Consider the following 23,273-nt stretch of genomic DNA (forward strand, 5'->3'; position numbering starts at 1 on the left):
AACGAATTTTATTTACCTTTCCTCTAATAAGTAAAGTATTCTAAAAAATTTGTAATGAAAATTCAAAAAATCACCAATCGAATATTTTGGATCCTAAATTTTATCGATAAAGTTATGGTACGATTTCTATTCATCGGGTTCCCCATATTTATCGTTTGCACCGGTCTGAGATTAATTGCAAATAGCTTGGCAAAAAACGCGAAAAGTATAAAAGGCGCAAAGTAAGTAATCTTACTATCAAAGTGGTCTTGACTCCAGGCAATTTTTACATATGTTTTATTACGTTATTTAAATAGATATTATGAAAGATGGGATCTTATTAATTTGGTTAGGGGCCATGCTTGGAATTGGACAGCTTAATGCTGCACATAATGCAAACAATTATGGCCATGAATATGCATTGGAAAATATAACTGATGAAGACGAATTCGGCACCGATAAAAACGTTGCTGATAACATTGCTAAATTGGTTGAAACAGAAGTCAAAAAGCAGGAACTTCTTAAAGAACTAGATGAAAATGTGAAAAATGCCGAAGATATCGTAGATGAAATCGACGAAATAGAAATTGATCAACAAGAAATCAAAGATGATATCAATGATAGCATTCTTTAATAAACAGAAAATATTCATTGATTATTGATTCTCACAATAGAAATTTATAATAGAGCAGTTTTTCCATAAAATTGAAAGTACAAATGCGCCGAAATTACTATAAATTTAGGTGCATTTCTTGTTAGAATTTGCTATAAATATGGAAATAAATAAAAAACCTAATTGATAAACCTGATATATTAAATAGGACTGCGTCGGAATGAAAATTCATAATCCATTTTACAAAAAATTGATATGTATTTTATGGTTAATACTGGCCTATTCCTTTATGGGTACCTTCTCAGCCCTAGCACTTAAAAATGGGCCCAATGAAAAGCAACTTGCAGCCATCTATGTACTTGCGAATAATGCAATCATTGAGAATAATTGCGAGGAGATAGACATTCAACAACCTAGCAGAGAAGAAGTTAATCATGCTACCAAAGTACTCCGCCCTTATCTACCCCAGGAATGTGTCTATGAAATCGTGACCAATCTTAATGATCCATTGCCGGATGATGTCGTACGCTTAGCCGTCGATGTTTTTAAAGAAAATTTAATAAAAAGAAGAATTTATTGTCGTGAATGGAAAAAAAAATATATAGCAAGCCTTACGCCAGAACAACTTGAATATAGTAAACATATACACTGTGAAGCGGTCAAAAAATCCATGAAAAAGAAACTGGCAAACTTTACACAAGAAGAACTTGAAAAGTATAAACGTAAACGCCATGAATCGGCCAAGAAAGCCATAAAAAAGAGACTGGCAAATTTTACGCCAGAACAACTTGAAGAATATAAGCGCAAACGTCGTGAATCACGCAAAAAATGTGAGGCAAAGAAACGAGCAGAATACATTGCAAAAAACTTCAGGCCAAAGTTTAATGAATAAAATGAAATCTCAAGAAATTTAAACCTCAAAAAACTCGAATCTGAATATTCAAAGTTCAGGCTCGATGATTATGAAATATTATAAGTAATACTGACAACAATGTTATCAAATTTTGGAAGAAACACTCCTTGACAAATCTGGTATATCAAACAGGACTACATCGGAATGAAAATCTATAATCCATTTGCCAAAAGGTTGGTTTGCACTTTATGGCTAATGTTAATCTATTGCGCCATGAGCACTTTCTCTTCCTTAGCACTTAAAAATGGGCCCAATGAAAAGGAGCTTGCAGCCATCTATGTACTTGTGAGTAATGCAATTATTAAAAATAATTCTATGAGGATAGACATTCTACAGCCTGACAAAGCAAAGATTAACAATGCTACTAAAGCACTTCACCCTTACCTAAGCAAGAAGCGTATCAATGAAATCGTGATCAACCTTGGTAATCCATCGATGGATAATGCCGTGAACCAGACTATCAACGTTTTCAAAGAAAGTTTAATAAAAAAAAGAAACTATCGTCGTGAAATGTTGTATAACTTTAAGTCAAGCCTTACGCCAGAAGAACTTGAAGATCGCAAACGTAAGCATTGTGAAGCATCCAAGAAATACATGGCAAAAAAACGAGCAGAACGCACTGCCAAAAAACTTCAGGTCGAAGTTTAATGAATAAAATGAAATCTCAAGAAATTTAAACCTCAAAAAACTCGAATCTGAATATTCAGAGTTCAGGCTTGACGATTATGAAATATTATAATGATCTTGACCATGTGGAAAATTATAACAAATTTAATATAGAAGAAAGTTACAATGATCTAAACGACAAGGCTATCTAGTTTTTTTCTAGACTATAAATAACCTGTTGGTTAATCCAAATGATTTCAAAATCAAGCTGTAAAAATTTTTCCACATTGAAACTAAAAAATGCTCCAAGATTCTGTGGTACATCAACAACAAGATCAGGCATTTCTAGTTCATTGCTTCCTTTAACCTATTTGGTAAATTTTATGATTGTCATAGAGACAATTTACCTATCTATTTTATGAAATTGAAATGCTAAATCCAAAAATTATTATTATGGTATAGGTGACTTATGGAATTATTTTCTGATGACAAATTTTTAATTGAAACCATTGGCCTAGGCCCACTAAAGACCAACGTTGGAATCATTTATAATAAAATAATCGGCGAAGCAATGGCCATCGATGTGCCACCGAATGCAGCAGAAATCATTGATTCCTTAGTGACGGATAAAAAATTCAAATTAACACATGTCCTTATTACTCATGGACATTGGGATCATTGCGGTGAAGCTGCTGCACTCCAACAAAAAGGTGCCATCGTCCTAGCCCATTCTGGCGATGCTCTATGGATAGAAGATCCAAGCACTATACCATTTTTTTTCGAACCTAACATCACTCTACTCCCGTGCAAAATTGACCAATATGTCGATGATATCAAACAACTTAACTTATGTGGCTTGAAAATCGGCATCGAACATATCCCAGGCCATTCCAGGGGCAGTGTAGGATATTTTTTTGAAGATTTTCATATTGCTTTCACCGGCGATGTTCTATTTTGCGAAACCGTTGGCCGATCTGATTTTCCAGGAGGAGATAAGCACTTGCTATTCAAAAGCATACGTGAAGGCATATATGGCCATAATAAGGAAACAACAATAGTTCCGGGCCACGGATGGATCACAACCATTGGCCATGAAATAGCAAATAACCCCTATGTGCGATTGAGATGACCGATGATCAGAAAACACTTGATCTGCTGGGAGATGAAGAACATACCAAGGTTCATATTCCACTGGCAGCCAGGATGAGACCAAAAACTTTGGATGACATTGTTGGCCAAAGTCATATTTTTGGTGAAAATTGCTCATTGCCGAACCTGATAAAAAATAATACTTTTGGTAACTTGTTGTTCTATGGTCCACCTGGCTGTGGAAAAACAACCGTTGCCGAAATAATTTCCCACAGCGTGAATTGTAAGTTCGTCAAAATCAATGCTATTTTGTCAAATGTATCAGAATTAAGAGAGATTATTAATAGAATAAAGTACACAAATTCCATACTTTTTATCGATGAAATTCATAGGTTTAATAAGGCTCAACAGGATCTATTGCTGCCGGATATGGAAAGCGGTGCCATTCGATTGATTGGAGCAACTACTCATAACCCAGGATTTTACGTGATAAATCCACTATTAAGTCGAAGTCAGTTGGTAAAATTCGAACCCATAGGCCATGATTCCATTGTTTTCATATTGCAAAAAGCTCTGGCCGACGGAATCCACGGATTGAAAGCCACCGGCTGCTCAGTGGAAACATCTGTGTTGAATAAAGTCGCAAACATTTCCGAGGGAGATCTCCGCCAAGCATTGAACCGATTGGAAACCATCGTAATGAGTGTCCCTTCTGGCACGATGATTGATAAGAGTGTCTTTGATAAAACATTAAAGAACACTTATAGCAAATATGATGCCAACGAAGATGAACATTACGATACAATTTCTGCATTTATAAAAAGCATACGCGGCTGCGATCCAGATGCTGCAATTTATTGGCTCGCTAAAATGTTAGTTGGTGGCGAAGATCCAAGATTTATCGCCCGAAGGTTGATAATTTCTGCCTCTGAAGATATTGGATTGGCCGATTCCAGAGCATTGCCTCTGGCGGTGGCATGTTTTGACGCCTGCGAAAAAGTTGGACTACCGGAATGCCGAATAAATCTTGCCCAAGTAACAATATTTTTGGCCACTGCCCCAAAGAGCAACTCTGCTTACCTAGCCATAGACAAAGCCATTGATTCCATCAAAAAGAATGGAGCTCAACTGGTACCGCTATGGCTACGAGATTCTCATGGCCCTGTGTCTAAAGGACTTGGCAACAGCAATGATTATCTATATAGCCATGATTTTTCGAACAACATTTCCGGTCAGGAATACATGATAGCACCTGAACAATTTTATTTTCCCAAAAAATCCGGTTCAGAACAAGCCATCGGCGAACGACTGGATGAACTAAAATCGTTAAAACGAAATAGCCACCCATAAATAACACACAAGAAATCGTCATTCGCCATAAAACATGTATATTTTATTGTAATATAAATAACATATTATATAAAACCATCGCTATCTATCTTTTTGATAAAAACTAGAAAATACGCTGCCTCGACACGACTTTCATTATCGCCTTTTGTGCATCCTGCACTTCTTTCACCAATTTGACAAGATCATTAGGTCTTTCATTAATATGCTGAAATAAGCTAGTCAAATAATCGCATGTAAATTTATCACAGCTCTTTTCATTCATTAATCTATTAGAATAACATACACAAGCTATACAAAACGTCTTCAAAGTCTTTAACTCAATGCGTTTAGAAATATCATTGGCTTGAGATATCATCAATTTGTTTATTGTAATATTTTTTTTCAGATAATTAATCAGCATCATTAACTTATTCATCGGAATAGCTTTTAACACTTCTACTACGAAATTGTATACGACTTCAGATCGATTTTTTATACAAGAATGCCCGTCATCACTTATATAAACACCATGAGGGATCGAACAACATCTGCAAATAAGCTCACCTAATTCAGATATTTTACCATCTTCTGCTAAACATTCGGCTTCTGCAACAGTATAGCCACTCACAGCTATCTTACCAGCATTTGCCAATGATATGCCGAAAAACAATGTCACACTCAGCGACAGCAACAATAATTTAGATTTATTAATTTTCACAACTCAATGATATTCGCACACCAAAATTCGAATGTCAAGCGAAAAATAAAATAAATTTCATAGACCAACCACATTCAAGGGAAGCTAAACTTTCCTTGACAACGGCCAGGCAGTGCATTGCATATGGTACACATTTGCCAGAGTAGCTCAGGGGTAGAGCAGAGGACTCATAAGCCTTTGGCCGGCGGTTCAAATCCGCCCTCTGGCACCATAGTCGTAATAAAATATCAAAAATTTCTAATTTTTTTATTGACATCTTAATTTTTTGATGAAAGGATAAGTTCATTATGAAAATAAAATATATAGTAATGTTATTGTCGTTCATGTTGATTAATGAAGCTGCACTTACCAATATGACTAGTGCCGCTAATATCAAAAGAAGTAGAAATACTAGAAGAGGTAAGAGAGGTAAGATTAATGCGAGAAAAGGTAGAACCAGTAAAAGGAAAACCAATCGCGGTAATAATAGAAATAATAACAATAAATACAAAAATAAAGTCAGTAGATACAAAAGCAAAATCAGTAAATACAAAAATAAAGCTCGTAGATATAAAGATATGCTTAATGAAGACGAAGATATGTCATATGTTTCATATATCCCAAGCGATAATGCATTTAGCACATTTCCGTATTTTCCACCTACACCTATAGTTCCATCGACACCTGCAATTCCACCGGTATTAACAAGTTCATATACGCCTACGACTTCAATAAGTTTACCTACACCTGATAATCATAAGACTTCAATTAAAAAGAAGGCAAATCAGATGGAAAAAGACATAATCAGCCAAAGAGAAATTGTTCATAACGTAGTTGATGCAACTGTTATGGTATTTAATATCATTCCGAAGTATTCAAAAATAATCTTTAGTGAATTAATGGTACATGTTTGCAAAATTATCCTTGAAGAACATAAAAATGATTCACATGAAGCATTAAAACAAAATATGCGCAATTATATTAACAAAATTAAGATTCTTGGTGATGAATTTATTATGACTTCATTAGACTTTCTTAAAAATGAAAACGTAGGAATTCTGAATTGCTTTATAACAATGAAAGACAAACTCGAGACATCAAAAAAGAAAATAGATCATGATGATATGATTGATGGAGAATATAATTATGATAATGCGATACTAGGTATTACGATAAGACATACCGACATTGATATTAAAACCGAATTGAGAAAAATTCAAACTAGTAAAGAGGAGATGATCAATAAGATAATAGATAATATAAATCAAATCATTGGTAGCGCAATCTCACATGATTACGACAGTAACAGCATGAATACATTGAGGAAGGCTCTTAATGATACTGAAACTTATACTACATTATATGGCACTCCAGAAGAAATAAAAAGTCACATATTTAAAGGAATAACTAATAGTTATAATAATGCCAATAGAAAGACAATGAAAGGTAGGATTAAACTGGAAATTGAAGAAAGTAAGATAAATTCAAGTATCAAAAAAATATTTACACAATACTCTAGCAATTCCCACGATGAAGACGTGCATGAAATATTAAAAAATGAAATGAATAGAATTGTCCCTGCATATAAGCAAGTTATTAATAATTTTACCCAGGGCATGGACAAAATAATGAAGGAAAGTAAAACTAAAGCTAAATATTTAGATCTTCTTGCCATTAAAAATAATCATACAAAACAAAAACCAAATCTTCCTCTAAAAAACGAAATAAATCCGATTGCAATTGAAGATCATTCTTTAGATTCCGAAAAATCAAATGGACAAAAGATAATAGTCGAAGAGCCTAACGAAAACCCATATCATATTTCCTTATAATAGTTAAACGATAGGGTTTAGGCCTAGTAAATACCTCCGATAGTTTTATCAGAAACATCTAAAGCACAACGATTTCATGTCGTTGTGCTTTTAATTTGAAAACTGATCTAAATGTAATTATAATTATCATCACTGATAATGAAAAGACATAGATTATTTTGTGTACTATTGTGGTTTTTCTTTGCGATAATTAACATAATGCCAATTAAAATTAGCGCAAAACATCGAGGATCAAACACTTTTTGGTATAAAAAATCACAAAAAAAACGCCTTATAAATACAAAAACCGTAAAATTTAAGAAAAAACATTTAGCCACTATTCGCCGGAATAAAAAAACAAAAAAAACCAGAGAAAATATACATAAATTCTGGCGAAAAAGCCGTACCAAGCGACGTAATTTCTTAGATCAAAACTCCTATATATACCTCTACCCTATTCCAGCATATTACTCGCAACCCTCTATACCTCATATCTATACGCAACAAAACGAAACTTCAAATATCATAAACTCTCCTCATGTCGATACAGAATCTGTTGCTAGACAAGCCCCATCGCATCAAAATCATATCCGTTATACCTATCAAAACCATGATGATTTCCATGGCAATGATAGCTTTACGCAACTGCCAGACGCTCAATATCTTATTGATATAATGAAAGCTACATCACTAAGCCTATCATCTATCAATGATCCCTTCGCTATGATCGATGTGCTGAAAGAAAATATCGTTCAATTCGAAAATTATTTCAATCAACTATATCACGAAAAAAAATTCCACACATTACCAGAAGATGGCAAAATAGTTTTAGCAGAACTAGCCAAAGTTAAAGAAAAATTAATAGATATCGAGGCCTCTACCACCAAAGGTGTAAAAATAAAAAAAATCCTAAAAAATAAACCCTATAGCAACCTGATTTCTAATTTCAGCCAAAATAATTCCTTTGATATACTGGAAAATGAAATAATAAGCTCTTTCTACACTCTAGATCAGGATATTTTGCAAAGCATCATCAACAATACCAATGCTTTAATTAATGATAATAGTATTTTTTATTTTCATCAATCCACCTCCATAGATGGCCTTCTCCATAACAATTTTTTCAAAAAAATATCCGAAGGCAAAGGAGGTCAAAATCCTAATAATTTGGCCATGATGTCTCATCTAAGCCATTTCCTTTCCAATGCAACCAATGATATAAAGGAAAAATTACTAAAAAAAATCGCCGAATATATGAATCATTGTATAGATCAAGCCGTTACTGGACTGCAACTTACAGGTTGTTTAGCCATAGCTTATGCCAGCACCGAAAAAGATAATAATTCCATAGAAAAAAATATCATAGCCGTGCTGGTGGACATATACAAAAAGGAAATGCTAAATCGAATCCTTGTCAAAAGAGGCGCTGAAGAGCTAGAGGGCCTGGCCTATTTGACTGAATACCTCGGCCATATTGTATTTCCATCCATTACAATGCCGCCATTCTCATTCACAGAATTTGGCATAGCATATATAGAAAATGAATGTGACCCTATAAAAAATCTTGACAAAATTCTAAATAAAATAGCCGATAGCGAGGCCCTGGTGAAATTTATTCACAACGGAATTTACGATGGTGTGCCGATCGGGGAAATGCTATTCGAGGAAATAATAAAAAATGATACAAAATATCGGGAGCTAAAAAAAATCTGCGAAGGAACAGACTTCATCATTGAACCACCTAAAGATTCCGAGGGCAATTATACAAATTTCATCAGCGATGATGCCAAAATTTATTGGATGATAACCAATGAAAATGAAGCAGATAAGTTTCAGCAAACTATATTGGAATCAAGACAAAATATCCTCTACAATTATAAAAAAGAGAAGACCGAGGAATTACTCAAGAAATACGGATATTTATATTAGCATAAATTCATAAATACCTAGATTTCATTTTGTTATAAATCCAAGCATAGGTTTTTTCCAGACCAATTTTCAGAGAAACAGAGGGCTCCCAGTGTAAAAGATCTCTAATCATCTCATTATCACTATTTCGCCCTCTAACTCCTTTGGCCTCATTGGGTAAATAAATTCTCTTAAATTTCAAGCCGGCAATATCTTCAACCATGTCCACCAATTGATCGACCGCAACCAATTCGGTACTACCAAGGTTAAGTGGTTCAAGCACATTGCTTTTCATCAACCTGATCATGCCTTCAATACAATCATCTATATACATGAACGATCTAGTCTGCTTCCCATCGCCCCAAATTTCAATGCTATCTTCGCCAGAAAGTTTAGCAGCCAAAACTTTTCTACAGATCGCAGCAGGAGCTTTCTCTCGGCCACCTTCGAAGGAACCAAATGGGCCATAGACATTATGCAACCTAAATACCTTAGTATCAATGCCAAATTCTTCATAAAAATGGTGACACATCCTCTCACTAAACAATTTTTCCCAACCATAGCCATCCTCAGGCATGGCCGGATAGGCATCAGATTCTTTCAATCCAGGATTGGCGCAATCAGACTGTTTCGACTGGTTATAAACGCAGGCAGATGAGGCAAAAAAATAACTTTTTACACCGTTATCTCTCGCTGCCAGAAGGAGATGTGTATTTATCAACACATTCAACATGCAATCGGCCCTGTGAGTTTCAATAAACCCAATACCACCCATATCGGCCGCAAGATTATAAACCAAATCAACGTCACTCATGGCCGAATAGCAATTTCCTTTGTCACTCAAATCTAACACAATGTTTTCCACATCGTCACAAATCTGATGCCATAGGTTAAGTGGTTTTATATCAATGGCTTTTAACTTTACTTCTTTTAAACTATTTAATCTTTTGACCAAATGACCGCCAATAAAACCGCCAGCACCGGCAATCAAAACATACCCCATACCAACCTCTAATTTGCAAAAAAATGACCAAAAGTCAAATGCTGATTCATGGATTTATTTCGGAAGAAATCAACGCAACCAGTTCATTGACAGCATCTTTCTCATCTATTGAACGCTTTACACATTGCCCAGATTTGTACAAATCTATCTTACCCGGCAATCCTCCCACATAACCGAAATCCGCATCACCCATCTCTCCAATGCCATTCACTATACACCCCATCACAGCAATTTTCAAACCAGAAAACCTTGCCGTAGCCAGCTTTATGGCACAAAGAGTTTTTGCTAAATCGAACTGCGTGCGACCGCAGGAGGGACAGGCCACGTACTCGACCATCGTTTTTCGAACACCACAGGCCTGCAGAATTTCATAGGCAACGCCTATCTCGTCGACCGGATCACCGGTTAAAGAAACTCGCATTGTGTCACCTATCCCCTTCAACAACAACGATCCTATTCCAATGGCGCTCTTAACTCTGGCCATAGAACCGTCACCAGCTTCGGTCACACCCACATGCATCGGAAAATCGAATCCAATTTTATTAAATCTTTGACAGGCAAGCTCATAGGTCTCAACCATCGTGGACACACAACTGGATTTGAATGAAAAAACCATATCTTGGAATCCGCGATCAATGGCCACAGTCGCAAACTCGATGGCGCTCTCAACCAACCCCGCCGGCCCATTCCCAAAATTTTCTATTATATGGCCATCCAATGACCCTTGATTTACACCAATTCGAATGCTTTTCCCCGCATTCTTGGCCGCTATCACAAACGCACCAAAGGAGTTAGCAATATTTTCAGCTCTGTTCTTTAGCAACGAATTTCGATCCGAATGTAAAAAATTCCCAGGATTTATCCTGACCTTATCTGCATATTTCAGTGCCTCGAAGGCGATTTTTTTTGAAAAATGAACATCGGCCACCAATGGCACAATCAACCCATAGGCTTTCAATTTGCTGCGGATATCACCCAAAGCTGCACAGGAACGTGTTGACGTAACCGCAAGCCTAACTATCTCACAACCAACATGATAAAGCTTCTTTATCTGGGAAATGGAAGCCTCTATCGCTTCGGTTTTCGTATTCGTCATGGATTGAACTCTTATTGGATTATTTCCGCCAAGACCCATATTTCCCAAAAAAACCTCCCTACTCTTCCGTCGATGCATCACAGCCACCAATCAACAGATTGCATATATTATCAATACCATCCGCCTTGCCAGAAAATTTTGACTTTTTAACAAAAATGCTATAGCTCATGTAAACATGGCCGCCATCGATCTTAAAAATTTAGCCGTGGAAACGCACAATAAGTTGCTAATCCATAACCTCTCAATGCTAATACCAAAGGGTGAAGTGCATGGACTCATGGGCCCCAATGGCGCCGGCAAAAGCTCGCTGGCAAAGGCCATTTCCGGCCATCCGGATTATAAAATCACCGCTGGCAACCTTACCATCGATGGAATAAATATCATAGGCCTCAAACCAGATGAAATTGCTCGCCAAGGATTATTTTTGGCCTTTCAATATCCAGTTGAAATAGAAGGAGTTACGGTTGCAAATTTAATAAGAACATCCCTCCATTCCATGGCCATCGATAAAAAAATCAGCGTTCAGGAATTTTATAAAAACCTCTACAGCTGCATGGATAAACTCGAACTGAACCGATCGCTTTCGGCAAGGCAGCTGAACATGGGTTTTTCCGGCGGCGAAAAAAAACGCTGCGAAATCCTGCAATTGATGATGTTAAAACCAAAAGTTGCTATCCTGGATGAGCCCGACAGTGGCCTCGACATGGATGCGATAAAAATCATGACAAACGGCATTAACTCTATGAGAGATAACGACTTCAGTGCACTTATCATAACCCATTATCCGAAACTTTTAGACAGCATAAATCCGGATAAAATCCATATCATGGCCCAGGGAAAAATAATTCATTCCGGCGATAAATCCATCCTAAAAGAGCTGGAAGCCCACGGCTATCATTGGCTGGACAAAGACGCATAAGATGAATATCAGCAACAATTTAGAGGAATTATCAGACCATGGCGATTTTCACTATAATACAAGCTACGAATACGATGCTGGCCTTGGACTGTCCGAAAAAACCATAGAATACATATCTAAGACAAAATCCGAAGACGACTGGCTGCTGGCATTCAGAAAAAAAGCCTATGAAATCTTTAAAACACTGGCCCTGCCCACAGCTCTGAAAAAAGATAATATCGACTTTAACAACATAAGATACTATCTATCAAAAGGTAATGAATCAAAAAGATCCTGGGATGAGGTACCCACCGAAATCAAGAAAACCTTCGATCGATTGGGCATTCCTGAAAAAGAAAAAAAATATCTCGCCGGCGTCGAAGCGCAATTCGACAGCGAATCCGCCTACTCGCGAATAAAAGATACCCTGGCAAAGGACGGAGTAATATTCGTCGACTCCACCATCGGCCTGAAAAATTATCCTGAAATTTTCAAAAAATTTTTCGGCACCGTCGTCCCAGCGGCAGACAACAAATTCAGCGCGCTGAACAGTGCAGTTTTCAGCGGCGGCAGTTTTATTTACGTCCCACCTGGCGTCAAAGTCAAACAGCCGCTCCAAGCATATTTTAGAATAAATGCCAAAAACTTCGGCCAATTCGAACGCACCTTAATCGTTGTGGATGAAGGGGCTGAGTTGACATACATGGAAGGTTGTACTGCTCCGAAATTCGAAACAACAGCCCTACATGCCGCCGTCGTCGAAATAATCGCCAAAAAAAATTCCAAACTGCAATATATCACTGCACAAAATTGGTCGAATAATGTATATAACCTTGTCACTAAGAGAGGCTTAGCTTACGAAAACGCAGAAATAAAATGGATCGATTGCAACATAGGATCCAAAAAAACCATGAAGTATCCATGCATAATTCTATCCGAAGAGCGAGCCAAAGGGGAAATACTATCGGTGGCCATCGCGTCCCATAACCAATTGCAAGACACCGGCGCCAAGATCATACACCAAGCCAGCTCAACCACTTCAAATATTTTATCCAAATCCATATCCATCGGCACAGGCCTGGCATCCTATAAAGGCCTTGTAAATATCTGCGAAAATGCATCAAATTGCCGCAACAATACACGCTGCGATGCCCTTCTAATAAATCAAAATAGCCGCACTGAAACCTATCCAATCATTACCGTATGCGGCGGCAGAAAGAATTACCTGCAACATGAAGCAAGCATCTCTAAAATAGACGATGAAAAATTGTACTACCTGCAACAAAGAGGCATTCGAGAAAAGCAAGCTATCAGCCTGATAATCAATGGGTTTGTCAATGATCTCATCAATGAATTTCCACTGGAATATGGCATTGAAATCAAAAGACTGATAGAATTGGAAATCGATTCCTAAAAATTGTCAACATAATTTCTTTAAATTTCCAAATAATAAAAATCTCCTATCATTATCATTGATAAGCCTCATAACAAAATGGGGTAAAGTGTCTGATTGAACGCCTTATAAAACAACTTCGTTTCCGCCATAGTTCTTTTTTTAATCTTAATTTAAGCTAAAAGTGACACTATCAATGACATCTAGCTCCTCGATTCAGCATCTTTGGCGCCACAATCATTGCCAGATTTTCCATCACTACTTTTCGAATTATCACCCTTTGGAAGTTCGGTTTTCTTTTTGGTCGACCTGCGATTAGACACAATTCTAGATCTGAATTCACCATGTTTAATCAACTCATAAACCAAACGACCATCGACGGTTTCATAGCGAAGCAACGCCTCGGCAAGTTTTTTCAAGCAATCGCGTTTTTCGGTGAGAATTTTTTTAGCCCTCAAATACTCTTCATCTATTATCTTGAAAATTTCGCTATCTATTTGCTGGGCAGTCTTTTCGCTATAGTTTTGGGTCCTGGTTATCTCGCGGCCAAGGAAAATATGATCCTGATTTTCACCGTAGGCCACCGGCCCCAATGGACTCATCCCCCAATCGCAAACCATATGGCGCGCAACTTTCGTCGCTGATTTTATGTCCGCAGCGGCACCACTGGTAATCTCAGAAAACTCCAATTCTTCAGCCACACGACCGCCCATTAAACAGCAAATTCGGCTCAATGAACTTGATCTCGAGTAATTCAAAATGTCTTTTTTTGGTATAAACATCGTACTGCCAAGGCTTTGTCCTCGAGGAATAATCGTGACCTTATGGACTGGTAAATTGCCGTCGTCAACTAGCACCTGGACAACGGCATGGCCAGCTTCGTGATAGGCAGTGATAATCTTGTCCTTCTTGTCCATCAACTTCTTGCGTTCACGTCCAAAGGAAATTTTATCCCTGGCTTCATCCACATCGATCCGCTCAATTTCCTTCTTATCGAACCTAGCGGCCAACAATGCCGATTCATTAAGCAAATTCTCCAAATCTGCACCGGAAAAACCTGAAGTCCCCCGAGCAATTTCCGCCAAGCTGACATTTTTTGCTAACTTCACTTTCGCGGCATGCACCTTCAGAATTTCGAGACGACCATTCAAGTCTGGCAGATCTATAACTATTTGGCGATCAAATCTTCCGGGGCGCAACAATGCCGCATCAAGCACATCGGGACGATTGGTCGCAGCAATGATTATCACCCCATCACGGCCATCGAAACCATCCATTTCAACCAATATGGAATTCAGCGTCTGTTCCCGTTCATCGTTGCCACCGCCAAGTCCCGCACCACGATGGCGCCCAACGGCATCGATCTCATCTATGAACACTATGCACGGAGCATTTTTCCTACCCTGCTCGAACATATCTCTGACCCTAGCCGCACCCACACCGACAAACATTTCGACGAAATCCGAACCACTTATGCTAAAAAATGGCACATCTGCTTCTCCGGCAATGGCTTGAGCCAATAGTGTTTTACCGGTTCCCGGCGGCCCAACCATCAAACACCCCTTCGGTATACGCCCTCCAATATCCTGGAATTTTTTCGGATTTTTTAGGAAATCAACAATTCCAGCCATCTCCTCTTTGGCCTCATCGCAACCAGCAACGTCAGCAAAAGTCTTCTTATTCTCGGACTTAACCAACAATTTAGCCTTGCTTTTGCCAAAACTCATGGCACTTTTCCCGGCGGTGCGCATTTGTCTGGCAAACAAAAGATAGAATATAAATAGCACAATCAGGAACGGTAACACACTCAGCAGTAAATCAGTAAGAAGCGTACTGCTAGGCTTTTCATGCCAATTGGACGATGAATCTATGAGCCTATTGAATCGAGCACTGGTCAGACGACCTTGGGCTTCAAAGTCCACGAAATCAACGATTTTGCCATTGAGCAACCTGATTGGCGCCTCGGATTTTGCTTTGCCATACAATCGATACCAATGTTCGCCTTTGGAAGGATCCTGTTGTATCAAACCAAACACAATTTTACCATCTTCCGAAGCCTCCATGGCCTGATTTATGGACCATGAAACCTTCACGCTGTCATGCTGTGAGAAACTTGACCACAACGTAAATATAATGGCAATCAACAACATCCAGATTATAATGGATCGAAATTGTGAGACCCCAAATTTTGGATTTTTCTTATTTTTGGTCATAGAGCCTATATTTAATTAACCCTCGTTATCGGCTGAAGAATGTCAACTCTAGAGCCATCATATCATTAGATTTTATCCTAGGACCATTCCCAATTGGCAGGCCAGGTACCCATAAAATTTCACCACTTGCATCGACCACCACCGGCAGTATTTTTCGCATACTTACTGGGATTTTTCGCTCACAGAAACATTTTTTTAGCTTTTTACAACCATCTAAACCGAACGGCACATAGGCATCTCCCGGTAACCAACTTCTCACCATCAACTCTGCATCGGATCTCAATGCCAATCTTACTAACGAACTATCATCCGTAAATAGCTCACTAATAGAATCTAACCGAACTCCTCTTCGCCTCAAAACCCCCGAAGGTAAATAAAGATCGCCATAAACCCAATGGCAAAATTTAAATCCATCATATGTTTCTGCCTCATTGACTTGTGTAATAATTATGCGATCGCGCTTCACCACCATCGTCTTGGCCGTAGTACAGCTCAGAATTTTTTCATCCTCATTTATGATATAGCCCATAATGGCATCTAAGTGCTTACGCCTAGCCATATTAACAAGATTATTGTTCTCTAACCAGGTAATCAAAATGCGCCTAATGATGGCTCTGGGCATTGACCTTAGCTCTGTCAGATCAAGTTCTTCAGCCTCAACAGAAACCGGAACCATCGATGCGATCTGGTCCAATGCCTCCGAATCTTCGGCCATCAATTGTCTGGCCATGGCAAAGCCATTTCGCCAATCTCTAACCCGAAAAAGCCTATCAAAATCCTTTCGAATACAACATCTTAGGCGATTGCGCAAATACAAATCGCAATGGTTGCTGGGATCCTCTCTCCATGGAATTTCAGCAGTTTTCAGCGATTGCTCGATGAAACTTCTTTTTATATTAATCATCGGTCTAACGCGCATATGATCCGCAAACCTTTGCAGCGCAAATGGTGATGCCAAAGCTTTTAGGCCATAGCCTTTCGCTAATCTCATAAGCATCGACTCGATCATGTCGTCCAGATGATGGCCAAGAATTAGGCAATTACAACCAATTGAACGCATTAGGTTCAAAAAGAAGCCATATCGATCCCGCCGCAAAGCTTCTTCGGAATTGACATTGGATTTTTTTCTTTTTTCAGAAAAAACCCTTAGGCCAAGCGAAAAGGCAATATTTGTGACAAATAGTTCATCGGCATCGGTTTCTTCGGCGCGGGTATTGTGATTATAATGCAAAACGATCACCTCATTACTTTGGCCAAAGTAGCCATAGATCAGCAGCAACAAACAAACCGAATCCATTCCACCGGAACAACCTACGCCCAAGGAATGGCTAGATTTCAAGAAATTAATCGCAGACCATTCCAATCTATTCCTAGGGATCAAATGGCACAATTTCTGTGCATAGCGACTCCAATCATGATTGCTAACTTCTTCCATAGCAACATACTTATTCACAGATATTTTTTTCGATATTTTTTGTAACAAAATCAAAAGAATCCGCCACTGTGTCGGAAAAATGCAAACTGTTCATCGCTTCTGGTTCAACCAAGCCGGAATCGCAGAGCAAATCAAAATTTATGAGGTTTTTCCAAAATTGCGATCCAAAAAGCACCAAGGGCAATTTGGTTCTTTGACGACCGGTCTGAATGAGCACCAAAGCCTCAAAGGTCTCGTCCAATGTGCCAAACCCTCCGGGGAAAATAATTATCGCTTTGGCCAGATACATGAACCAGAACTTCCTCGGCATGAAGTACTCAAATTCCATGCTCAGTCCATCACTAACATAGGGATTGATCTTTTGTTCCGACGGAATTTTTATGTTTAACCCAATGGTTTCGCAACCGGCCAGAGCTGCCCCGGTGTTAGCCGCAGCCATAATTCCACCTCCTCCACCAGAACAAATTACGCAACGATTTGCCTTATCAAAGGACGAATCACACCATTTTGCCAGCTTAAATGACAATTCTTCTGCATATTTATAATACTTGGACATATCGGCCACTTTCTGCATAGCATCGCCATTGATCGCCTTATCAGTCAACATCTTAGCGGCTTCTTCCGGACTAGGAATCCTTGCTGAACCCCAGAACACTATGGCACCACTAATGCCTTTGTTCTTAATATGCTCAATTGGCCTAACCATATCCCTGCCAACAGCTTCAACTCTATCACGCATAAACTTCACCATGACCAAAAAATTTTTAGATAAACCATACAACACATGGCTAACATATTAGATTAAAGGCCTTTCAAGGCAAACATTTATATTTTATGCATCTATTTTACTTGAAATATAAGGCGCTATCCTAAGCATTCTTCCCTCAGTCCCCGTAGTTAAATGGATAGAACCGCGGTTTCCTAAACCGTTAATCCCAGTTCGAGTCTGGGCGGGGGCGCCATATTAATGGAGTGCCATGTCATCAGAGATATTACGCTAGTGGTTGGATTGCACTAATTTATGACTCATATCCGTGGATATGCATTGTTGGGTTGTGTGTCATATTAATGGTCTGCGCTGTGAACTGATGCTTTACTATCGTATATTATTAGTGGAGTGTCATACCTCAGTGACGTTATGTTAATGACTGGATTGCACTAATTTATGACTCATGTCCGTGGATATGCACCGTTGGGTTGTGTGTCATATTAATGGTCTGCGCTGTGAACTAATGCTTTACTATCATATATTATTAGTGGAGTGTCATACCTCAGTGGCGTTACGTTAATGACTGGATTGCACCAACTTGCGAGTCATATCCGTGGATATGCATTGCCGATAAAAACACCATGGCTATGCAAAACCATATTAACAGAAAATATCATACTAAATTTAGCATTCATGGGCATGAATATTCCATCCCTGAAATACAACAAATTGACGATCCGTAAGTTGTTGATTATCAACATGATATAAATAATTTATCATAATTTTTTCACATAATTGTAAAAATTTTATTGCATCCATGGCTAGCAAAAGCCACTTTATATCTCAGGAACTTGGTATTATGTCTGATTCTTTGATAGGAAATTTACTTATTATCCAACACGGATGCAATTCAGTTGTAAGCAATGCTATTTTATCTGGCATCGTAACTGAAGCGCTTAATAGTGAGTGCATTCAAGAAATTCTTGGAAGCATAAATGGTATCCAAGGTTTAACTTTGGGAAATTTTATAGATCTGGCATCCGAACAACAGCAAACCATGCTCGACCTGCAACATTCTGCCGGAGCGATACTTGGCACTCACATCCATGGAGCGATATCTACCAATGACCTGGAAAATATGCTGAATCAGATAGAAAAGAATAATATTCGGTTCATTTTCAATATCGGCGCCCAGGAAGCTCAGACTTTTTCTGAACAAATTGCCCTGCTTGCCACAGAAAATAACTACGAACTAAGGGTAATTGGCCTGCCAGAAACCATAGAAAATAACCTGCCCATCACCGACCATTGTCTTGGCTATGGCAGCGCAATAAAATTACTGGCTACAGCACTGCAAGAGTCATCTAATGTACTGCAATCAAGTGGGTTACGCAACGCTGTAGAGATCTTTGAAATCGGAGGTCATGACCCATCCTGGCTGGTGGCTGGAAGTGTATTGGCACGCAAAGTATCTCAACGAAATGCTCCCCATCTGATATATTTACCCACCACCACACTCAACAATGATGTTCTGTTGGATCAGGTTAGCGATCTACTGAAATCGAGTAATTTTTGCACCATCGTAACGGCAAGCCGTCTAACCGATGATAATGGCAATCCCATCGCCACCAATGCCGCCAGCGCTGCCGATGCCATAAAAAACGCTATAATTGAAGAACTTGACGTACATGCAACCATCGTAAAACTCGAAACACTTCTAAGAGGATTTTCCGTCCTCACATCCGCCATAGACCTAAAAGAGGCCATAGAAGCCGGTAGCAAAGCTGTAGAATTTTCCCTAAATGGAGCCAACAAAAAAATGCTTACTCTGCTCAGAGCAGATGCGAGCAAATATTCCGTAGAATATGGCCTGGCCGATCTAAGCAACATTGTCGGACGAGATAAACCAATACCGCCCAACTGGTTATCTGAAAATCACGAACCTACAACTAGCTTCATAAAATACGCCTCTCAATTAATCCAAGGAGAAAGCGCACAACCATTTGTCAGTGGTCTACCTAAATCCATATCTCTAAAAAAAATAGAATTCCCATAAACCATCAAATCACTTCAACTTACATAAAATCGCCATCTTTGTCATTCCGCCAACGGTTCTGTCAACCTGTTTTCCATCCTTAAAAAATACCAACGTCGGTATCCTCGTCACATTAAACTTTTCAGCCAACTTAGCCTCTTCTTCGATATTCACTTTACAAACAACAATATCATCATTTTCTTCGGCAATTGAATCCAAAATCGGCCCCAGGGCTCGACAAGGGCCACACCACGGCGCCCAAAAATCTATCACCATTGGTTTGGCCGACAAATCAACCATAGCCTCAAAATTTTCATTCGTTAAATTAATAATTCTTTCGGACTTCACTGCCACAGGATCAAATAAAAAAATACCGCTAGTCAACACGCATATATAAAAAAACAAAAAAGATCCAGCCAATTGTCACAAAAATCAAATCTTAATCACCTGAGGACTCAGCCTGATGGACAATTTGTACGGCCTACCTGCCTGCATAATCATAAAATTATCCCTAGCCAACGTCTGTAAATAGTGAATTTTCCCAGAAAAAGTACGATATAACGGATCATCGGAAACCACCGCCACATCTTTCCAGTTAACCAGAAAATCATCATCCTTGATTTCAATTTTCAGGCCCTCTTCACCAAGCGCTAAGTTATTTATGCCCAAGGCCGTATGAGGCGATGATATGGCAACCACATAGCGTAATCCGTCGATTCTAAGTTTGGTCTTAGGAGTGAAAATAAACTCAGATAAAACCCTATTCTCCCAAAATGTCCACTGGACCCTAAAGGAAGCAAGTCCTGGAACTATCTCTTCATCAACGGTTATAAGATCTGGCTGTTCATAGGAAAATGTCATCGAACCACCACTACCCATGCCAGAAACACATTTTTTTCCGTAAAACGATGGCAAAAATCTCTTCCTATCAATGGTAATTTCCGGCTGCAAAATCGGAAGATACACATCCACAGGCCAATCAAACACACCGGGACAATGGGGAAAAGCCAAAGCGTCGCTGGACTTTGAGCCGCCACCAGAAATTAGCGGCAACTGAAAATTAACACCGGTCTTCTGATTTCTATAGATAAATAACCCCTGTTCTTTTTTCAATGTCTTATCAAAACTCACATAGCGGCAAATATTTTTTAACTCCCCGGTATCGGACTGCTCAAAGGTCAAATTGGTCTTCTTCGCCAGCCCCGCCCATTGACATAAATATCTAACCGCGTCAAAGTTAGCGTTCCTTGTCGTCTGCCAAGCCGGTGAATTACGCTCCCCATCCCGAACAACCACAAAACCATTTTCCTGATCTATATAGTGCAGAAAAAAATTATAAAAAAGGCTTCGTAGCATCAGCACAGAACTGCTCTGCTTCTCCTGGGGAATCCAGCCATCGCGCAGCGCCTGCATAACCATATTCACACAATACATCTGAGTATAGGCACCCACCGCTGAACCAAAACTCCAACATACTCCGTCACAGCGTATCAGATCTGGCAACAGCTTCAAATACTTGTCCGCATAGGACCTCAAACTTGGCAGCTTCTTGCCCAACACTGAAAAATCCGTATGCATATGCAACACCTGTCTTATAAAGGAAAAGACAAATAGGCCATTCACATCAAAGCAACCACCAAGCCCTTGCCCATTAGCATTGTCAAAAAACTTACCCGTTGTCGAAGACAAATTTTCCAAAAATCTATCCACCAGCTTCCCGGTATCATCTCTTTTGGTCATCCCCAAGCTATACTTAGCCACTGCCACAGCCAAACTAAATGCCGTGGAATTGCCGCCATTATCCCTCCTAGTTAACAAGGCCTTACATATCACATTCTGAACTTCTTCTGGCAGCTTCTCCCAGACAGGATTACGGCTCCGCACAGACCCAAAGGATAGCAGAGCAATGCCAAGATAGCCAAGGGACCTGGTGGACATCTCTCCGGCCATAACCACAAAAGAAATACATTTCGCAGCCAATTCAATCAAATGGAACCCATTAAAAACTTTTTCCTGGGTCAATCTATAATACTCACCCAGAGCTAAAGCTGCTATAACTTGCTCATCTACAACATTCGACTCATCTCCATAGGGTAAAATCTTTCCATCTTCGGAGATAGCTCCAAGATTGTGATTTAAAATGGAACGCGCCAAATCCAAACATTGCTCGGAAAAATTCTGCATTATTTTATCTTATATGAATTTTACTTCATCATCGATCTAGTGCGCTTTTCAACAAAATCAAGAATTCTTTGTTATTTTTTGTTTTTTTCATTCTATTTATAAGTGCATCGATGGCCTCATCGGATTTTAATCCGCTAAGAGCTTTCCTGAGCGACGAAATTTTTCCCAAAACCTCGCCGGGCAGCAACAGCTCCTCCTTTCTGGTACCAGACGAATTTATATCTATGGCCGGATATAATCGCATATCGGCAATTTTCCTATCCAATACCACTTCCATATTCCCAGTACCTTTAAATTCTTGGAAGATAAGATCATCCATTTTGCTACCAGTTCCGACCAGTGCCGTAGCAATCAACGTCAAACTTCCTCCATTTTCCACATTACGTGCCGCTGAAAATAACTGCCTGGGCCTTTCCAAAGCTCGCACATCCACTCCACCAGACATGGTTCTGCCGCTGGACTGTATGGCATTATAAGCCCTTGCCAGCCTTGTAATTGAATCCAATAAAATCACCACATCTTTGCCAACCTCTACCAACCTTTTTGCTCTTTCAATGGCCAGCTCAGCCACCATAATCTGCCTGTACCTATCCTCATCATTCGACGAAGCATAGAGCTCAGCCTGGACACTGCGTTGAAAATCCGTAACCTCCTCTGGCCGTTCATCTACCAATGCAATAATCAGATGACAATCTCTGTGATTTTCTTTAATGCCTCGGGCTATGTTTTGTAATAAAGTTGTCTTACCAGTTCGAGGCGGCGCCACCACTAATCCACGCTGCCCTTTGCCAATGGGACAAAAAAAATCAATCATTCGATTGCTTAATTCACCATCTTCCACCTCAAGATTCAGCCATTCATTTGGAGCAATGATGGTCAAATCTTCAAAGCGCCGCATTGCACTACGTTTACCACTGGGCAAGCCATCTATACTGACCACCTGCACAACTTTCGGATTGGGAAAATCCACACGCGGCAAAACAAATGCTTCCAATTCCATACCCTTCTTAAGCCTAAACCTCGTGATGGAATCCTTCCCTATATAGGGATACTCCAAACGCTGTTTGCCGTTGGCATTCAATGGAATAAGCTGACCATATCGTCCACCGGGCTCCATATCTACAATCCCTGAAAATTGCCTCAAATTATCCACAGGGCAATCCTTCACTAAAATTTCTTCCATATATTCATGCCGCATCAATGTCACGCGAAATAAATTAAAATTACCATATCAACATCTAGGCCATAGATTAAAAACAAACACATGCCGCCCCTTATAAGCACTAAATATAATACTTAATTACTATCTAAAATTGTAATATTTGATTGTCAACCACAACTTTTAAAGAAAATAATAACATT

Annotated in this window: 20 protein-coding genes and 2 tRNA genes; 13 read left to right on the top strand and 9 right to left on the bottom strand. The window is 39.2% G+C overall.

Translation table 11 applies throughout. The features are described 5' to 3' along the window. Positions 1–301 precede the first annotated feature (301 nt). The 5 genes from LBH49_01800 to LBH49_01820 all read left to right on the top strand — a co-directional run bounded on the left by LBH49_01800 (position 302) and on the right by LBH49_01820 (position 4,550). Positions 302–613, top strand: coding sequence for a hypothetical protein (locus LBH49_01800; GenBank protein ID MDR0351360.1), 312 nt, complete (start codon positions 302–304; stop codon positions 611–613). A gap of 199 nt (positions 614–812) precedes the next feature. Further along, positions 813–1,484: a hypothetical protein gene (locus tag LBH49_01805; protein MDR0351361.1), complete on the top strand. Its 672-nt coding sequence runs from the start codon at positions 813–815 to the stop codon at positions 1,482–1,484. A gap of 234 nt (positions 1,485–1,718) precedes the next feature. After that, positions 1,719–2,153, top strand: coding sequence for a hypothetical protein (locus LBH49_01810; GenBank protein ID MDR0351362.1), 435 nt, complete (start codon positions 1,719–1,721; stop codon positions 2,151–2,153). A gap of 427 nt (positions 2,154–2,580) precedes the next feature. Continuing rightward, positions 2,581–3,240, top strand: coding sequence for an MBL fold metallo-hydrolase (locus tag LBH49_01815; GenBank protein MDR0351363.1), 660 nt, complete (start codon positions 2,581–2,583; stop codon positions 3,238–3,240). After that, positions 3,237–4,550, top strand: coding sequence for a replication-associated recombination protein A (locus tag LBH49_01820; GenBank protein MDR0351364.1), 1,314 nt, complete (start codon positions 3,237–3,239; stop codon positions 4,548–4,550). The genes LBH49_01815 and LBH49_01820 overlap by 4 nt, the downstream gene beginning before the upstream one ends. A 103-nt stretch (positions 4,551–4,653) precedes the next feature. On the opposite strand, the gene LBH49_01825 is transcribed toward LBH49_01820, so the two are convergent. Beyond that, positions 4,654–5,247, bottom strand: coding sequence for a hypothetical protein (locus LBH49_01825; protein MDR0351365.1), 594 nt, complete (start codon positions 5,245–5,247; stop codon positions 4,654–4,656). Positions 5,248–5,383: 136 nt separating this feature from the next. Between LBH49_01825 and LBH49_01830 the strand changes: the two genes are divergently transcribed. The 3 genes from LBH49_01830 to LBH49_01840 all read left to right on the top strand — a co-directional run bounded on the left by LBH49_01830 (position 5,384) and on the right by LBH49_01840 (position 8,966). Further along, a tRNA-Met gene (locus LBH49_01830) sits at positions 5,384–5,458 on the top strand. Between the two features lie 112 nt (positions 5,459–5,570). Further along, the gene (locus LBH49_01835; protein MDR0351366.1) at positions 5,571–7,058 is read left to right on the top strand and encodes a hypothetical protein; all 1,488 of its coding nucleotides are present in this window, start codon (positions 5,571–5,573) and stop codon (positions 7,056–7,058) included. Between the two features lie 198 nt (positions 7,059–7,256). Beyond that, a complete protein-coding gene (locus LBH49_01840; GenBank protein MDR0351367.1) occupies positions 7,257–8,966 on the top strand; it encodes a hypothetical protein in 1,710 nt (569 codons plus the stop codon). A gap of 7 nt (positions 8,967–8,973) precedes the next feature. On the opposite strand, the gene LBH49_01845 is transcribed toward LBH49_01840, so the two are convergent. Both LBH49_01845 and ispG read right to left on the bottom strand, forming a co-directional pair. Next, complete coding sequence (locus LBH49_01845; GenBank protein ID MDR0351368.1) at positions 8,974–9,948, bottom strand: NAD-dependent epimerase/dehydratase family protein; 975 nt, start codon at positions 9,946–9,948, stop codon at positions 8,974–8,976. 46 nt (positions 9,949–9,994) lie between these two features. Continuing rightward, positions 9,995–11,122 (bottom strand): (E)-4-hydroxy-3-methylbut-2-enyl-diphosphate synthase, encoded by a 1,128-nt coding sequence (gene ispG / locus LBH49_01850; GenBank protein ID MDR0351369.1) that lies wholly within the window; start codon positions 11,120–11,122, stop codon positions 9,995–9,997. 97 nt (positions 11,123–11,219) lie between these two features. Here ispG and sufC point away from each other — a divergent pair, with 97 nt between their 5' ends. Together sufC and sufB are read left to right on the top strand one after the other, a co-directional pair. Beyond that, positions 11,220–11,963, top strand: coding sequence for a Fe-S cluster assembly ATPase SufC (gene sufC, locus LBH49_01855; protein ID MDR0351370.1), 744 nt, complete (start codon positions 11,220–11,222; stop codon positions 11,961–11,963). A 1-nt stretch (position 11,964) separates the two neighbouring features. Next, complete coding sequence (gene sufB / locus LBH49_01860; GenBank protein ID MDR0351371.1) at positions 11,965–13,356, top strand: Fe-S cluster assembly protein SufB; 1,392 nt, start codon at positions 11,965–11,967, stop codon at positions 13,354–13,356. A 182-nt stretch (positions 13,357–13,538) separates the two neighbouring features. Here the strand turns inward: sufB and ftsH are convergent, their stop codons facing one another. The 3 genes from ftsH to LBH49_01875 all read right to left on the bottom strand — a co-directional run bounded on the left by ftsH (position 13,539) and on the right by LBH49_01875 (position 17,722). Then, positions 13,539–15,485: an ATP-dependent zinc metalloprotease FtsH gene (gene ftsH / locus LBH49_01865; protein MDR0351372.1), complete on the bottom strand. Its 1,947-nt coding sequence runs from the start codon at positions 15,483–15,485 to the stop codon at positions 13,539–13,541. 88 nt (positions 15,486–15,573) lie between these two features. Beyond that, positions 15,574–17,001, bottom strand: a complete 1,428-nt coding sequence (gene tilS / locus LBH49_01870) for a tRNA lysidine(34) synthetase TilS (GenBank protein ID MDR0351373.1) — start codon at positions 16,999–17,001, stop codon at positions 15,574–15,576. Further along, positions 16,994–17,722 carry an LOG family protein gene (locus LBH49_01875; protein MDR0351374.1) on the bottom strand — a complete coding sequence of 243 codons (729 nt, stop codon included), beginning with the start codon at positions 17,720–17,722 and terminating at the stop codon, positions 16,994–16,996. Before LBH49_01875 ends, tilS begins: the two co-directional genes overlap by 8 nt. 148 nt (positions 17,723–17,870) lie before the next feature. Here LBH49_01875 and LBH49_01880 point away from each other — a divergent pair. The 3 genes from LBH49_01880 to LBH49_01890 all read left to right on the top strand — a co-directional run bounded on the left by LBH49_01880 (position 17,871) and on the right by LBH49_01890 (position 19,748). After that, positions 17,871–17,945: transfer RNA gene (locus LBH49_01880), tRNA-Arg, on the top strand. 326 nt (positions 17,946–18,271) lie between these two features. Then, positions 18,272–18,460: a hypothetical protein gene (locus LBH49_01885; protein ID MDR0351375.1), complete on the top strand. Its 189-nt coding sequence runs from the start codon at positions 18,272–18,274 to the stop codon at positions 18,458–18,460. A 49-nt stretch (positions 18,461–18,509) separates the two neighbouring features. After that, on the top strand, positions 18,510–19,748 hold the full coding sequence (locus LBH49_01890; GenBank protein MDR0351376.1) for a 6-phosphofructokinase: 1,239 nt from the start codon (positions 18,510–18,512) through the stop codon (positions 19,746–19,748). Positions 19,749–19,757: 9 nt separating this feature from the next. Here LBH49_01890 and trxA read toward each other — a convergent pair whose 3' ends face one another. From trxA to rho, 3 genes are read right to left on the bottom strand one after another with little or no spacing between them, the layout of a single operon-like run. Further along, positions 19,758–20,114, bottom strand: coding sequence for a thioredoxin (gene trxA, locus LBH49_01895; protein MDR0351377.1), 357 nt, complete (start codon positions 20,112–20,114; stop codon positions 19,758–19,760). A 45-nt stretch (positions 20,115–20,159) separates the two neighbouring features. Further along, positions 20,160–21,911: a hypothetical protein gene (locus LBH49_01900; protein MDR0351378.1), complete on the bottom strand. Its 1,752-nt coding sequence runs from the start codon at positions 21,909–21,911 to the stop codon at positions 20,160–20,162. 28 nt (positions 21,912–21,939) lie between these two features. Continuing rightward, positions 21,940–23,109 (bottom strand): transcription termination factor Rho, encoded by a 1,170-nt coding sequence (rho, locus tag LBH49_01905; protein MDR0351379.1) that lies wholly within the window; start codon positions 23,107–23,109, stop codon positions 21,940–21,942. Between the last annotated feature and the right edge of the window lie 164 nt (positions 23,110–23,273).

The sequence above is a fragment of the Puniceicoccales bacterium genome, from assembly GCA_031255005.1.
GTDB lineage: Bacteria > Verrucomicrobiota > Verrucomicrobiia > Opitutales > LL51 > JAIRTH01.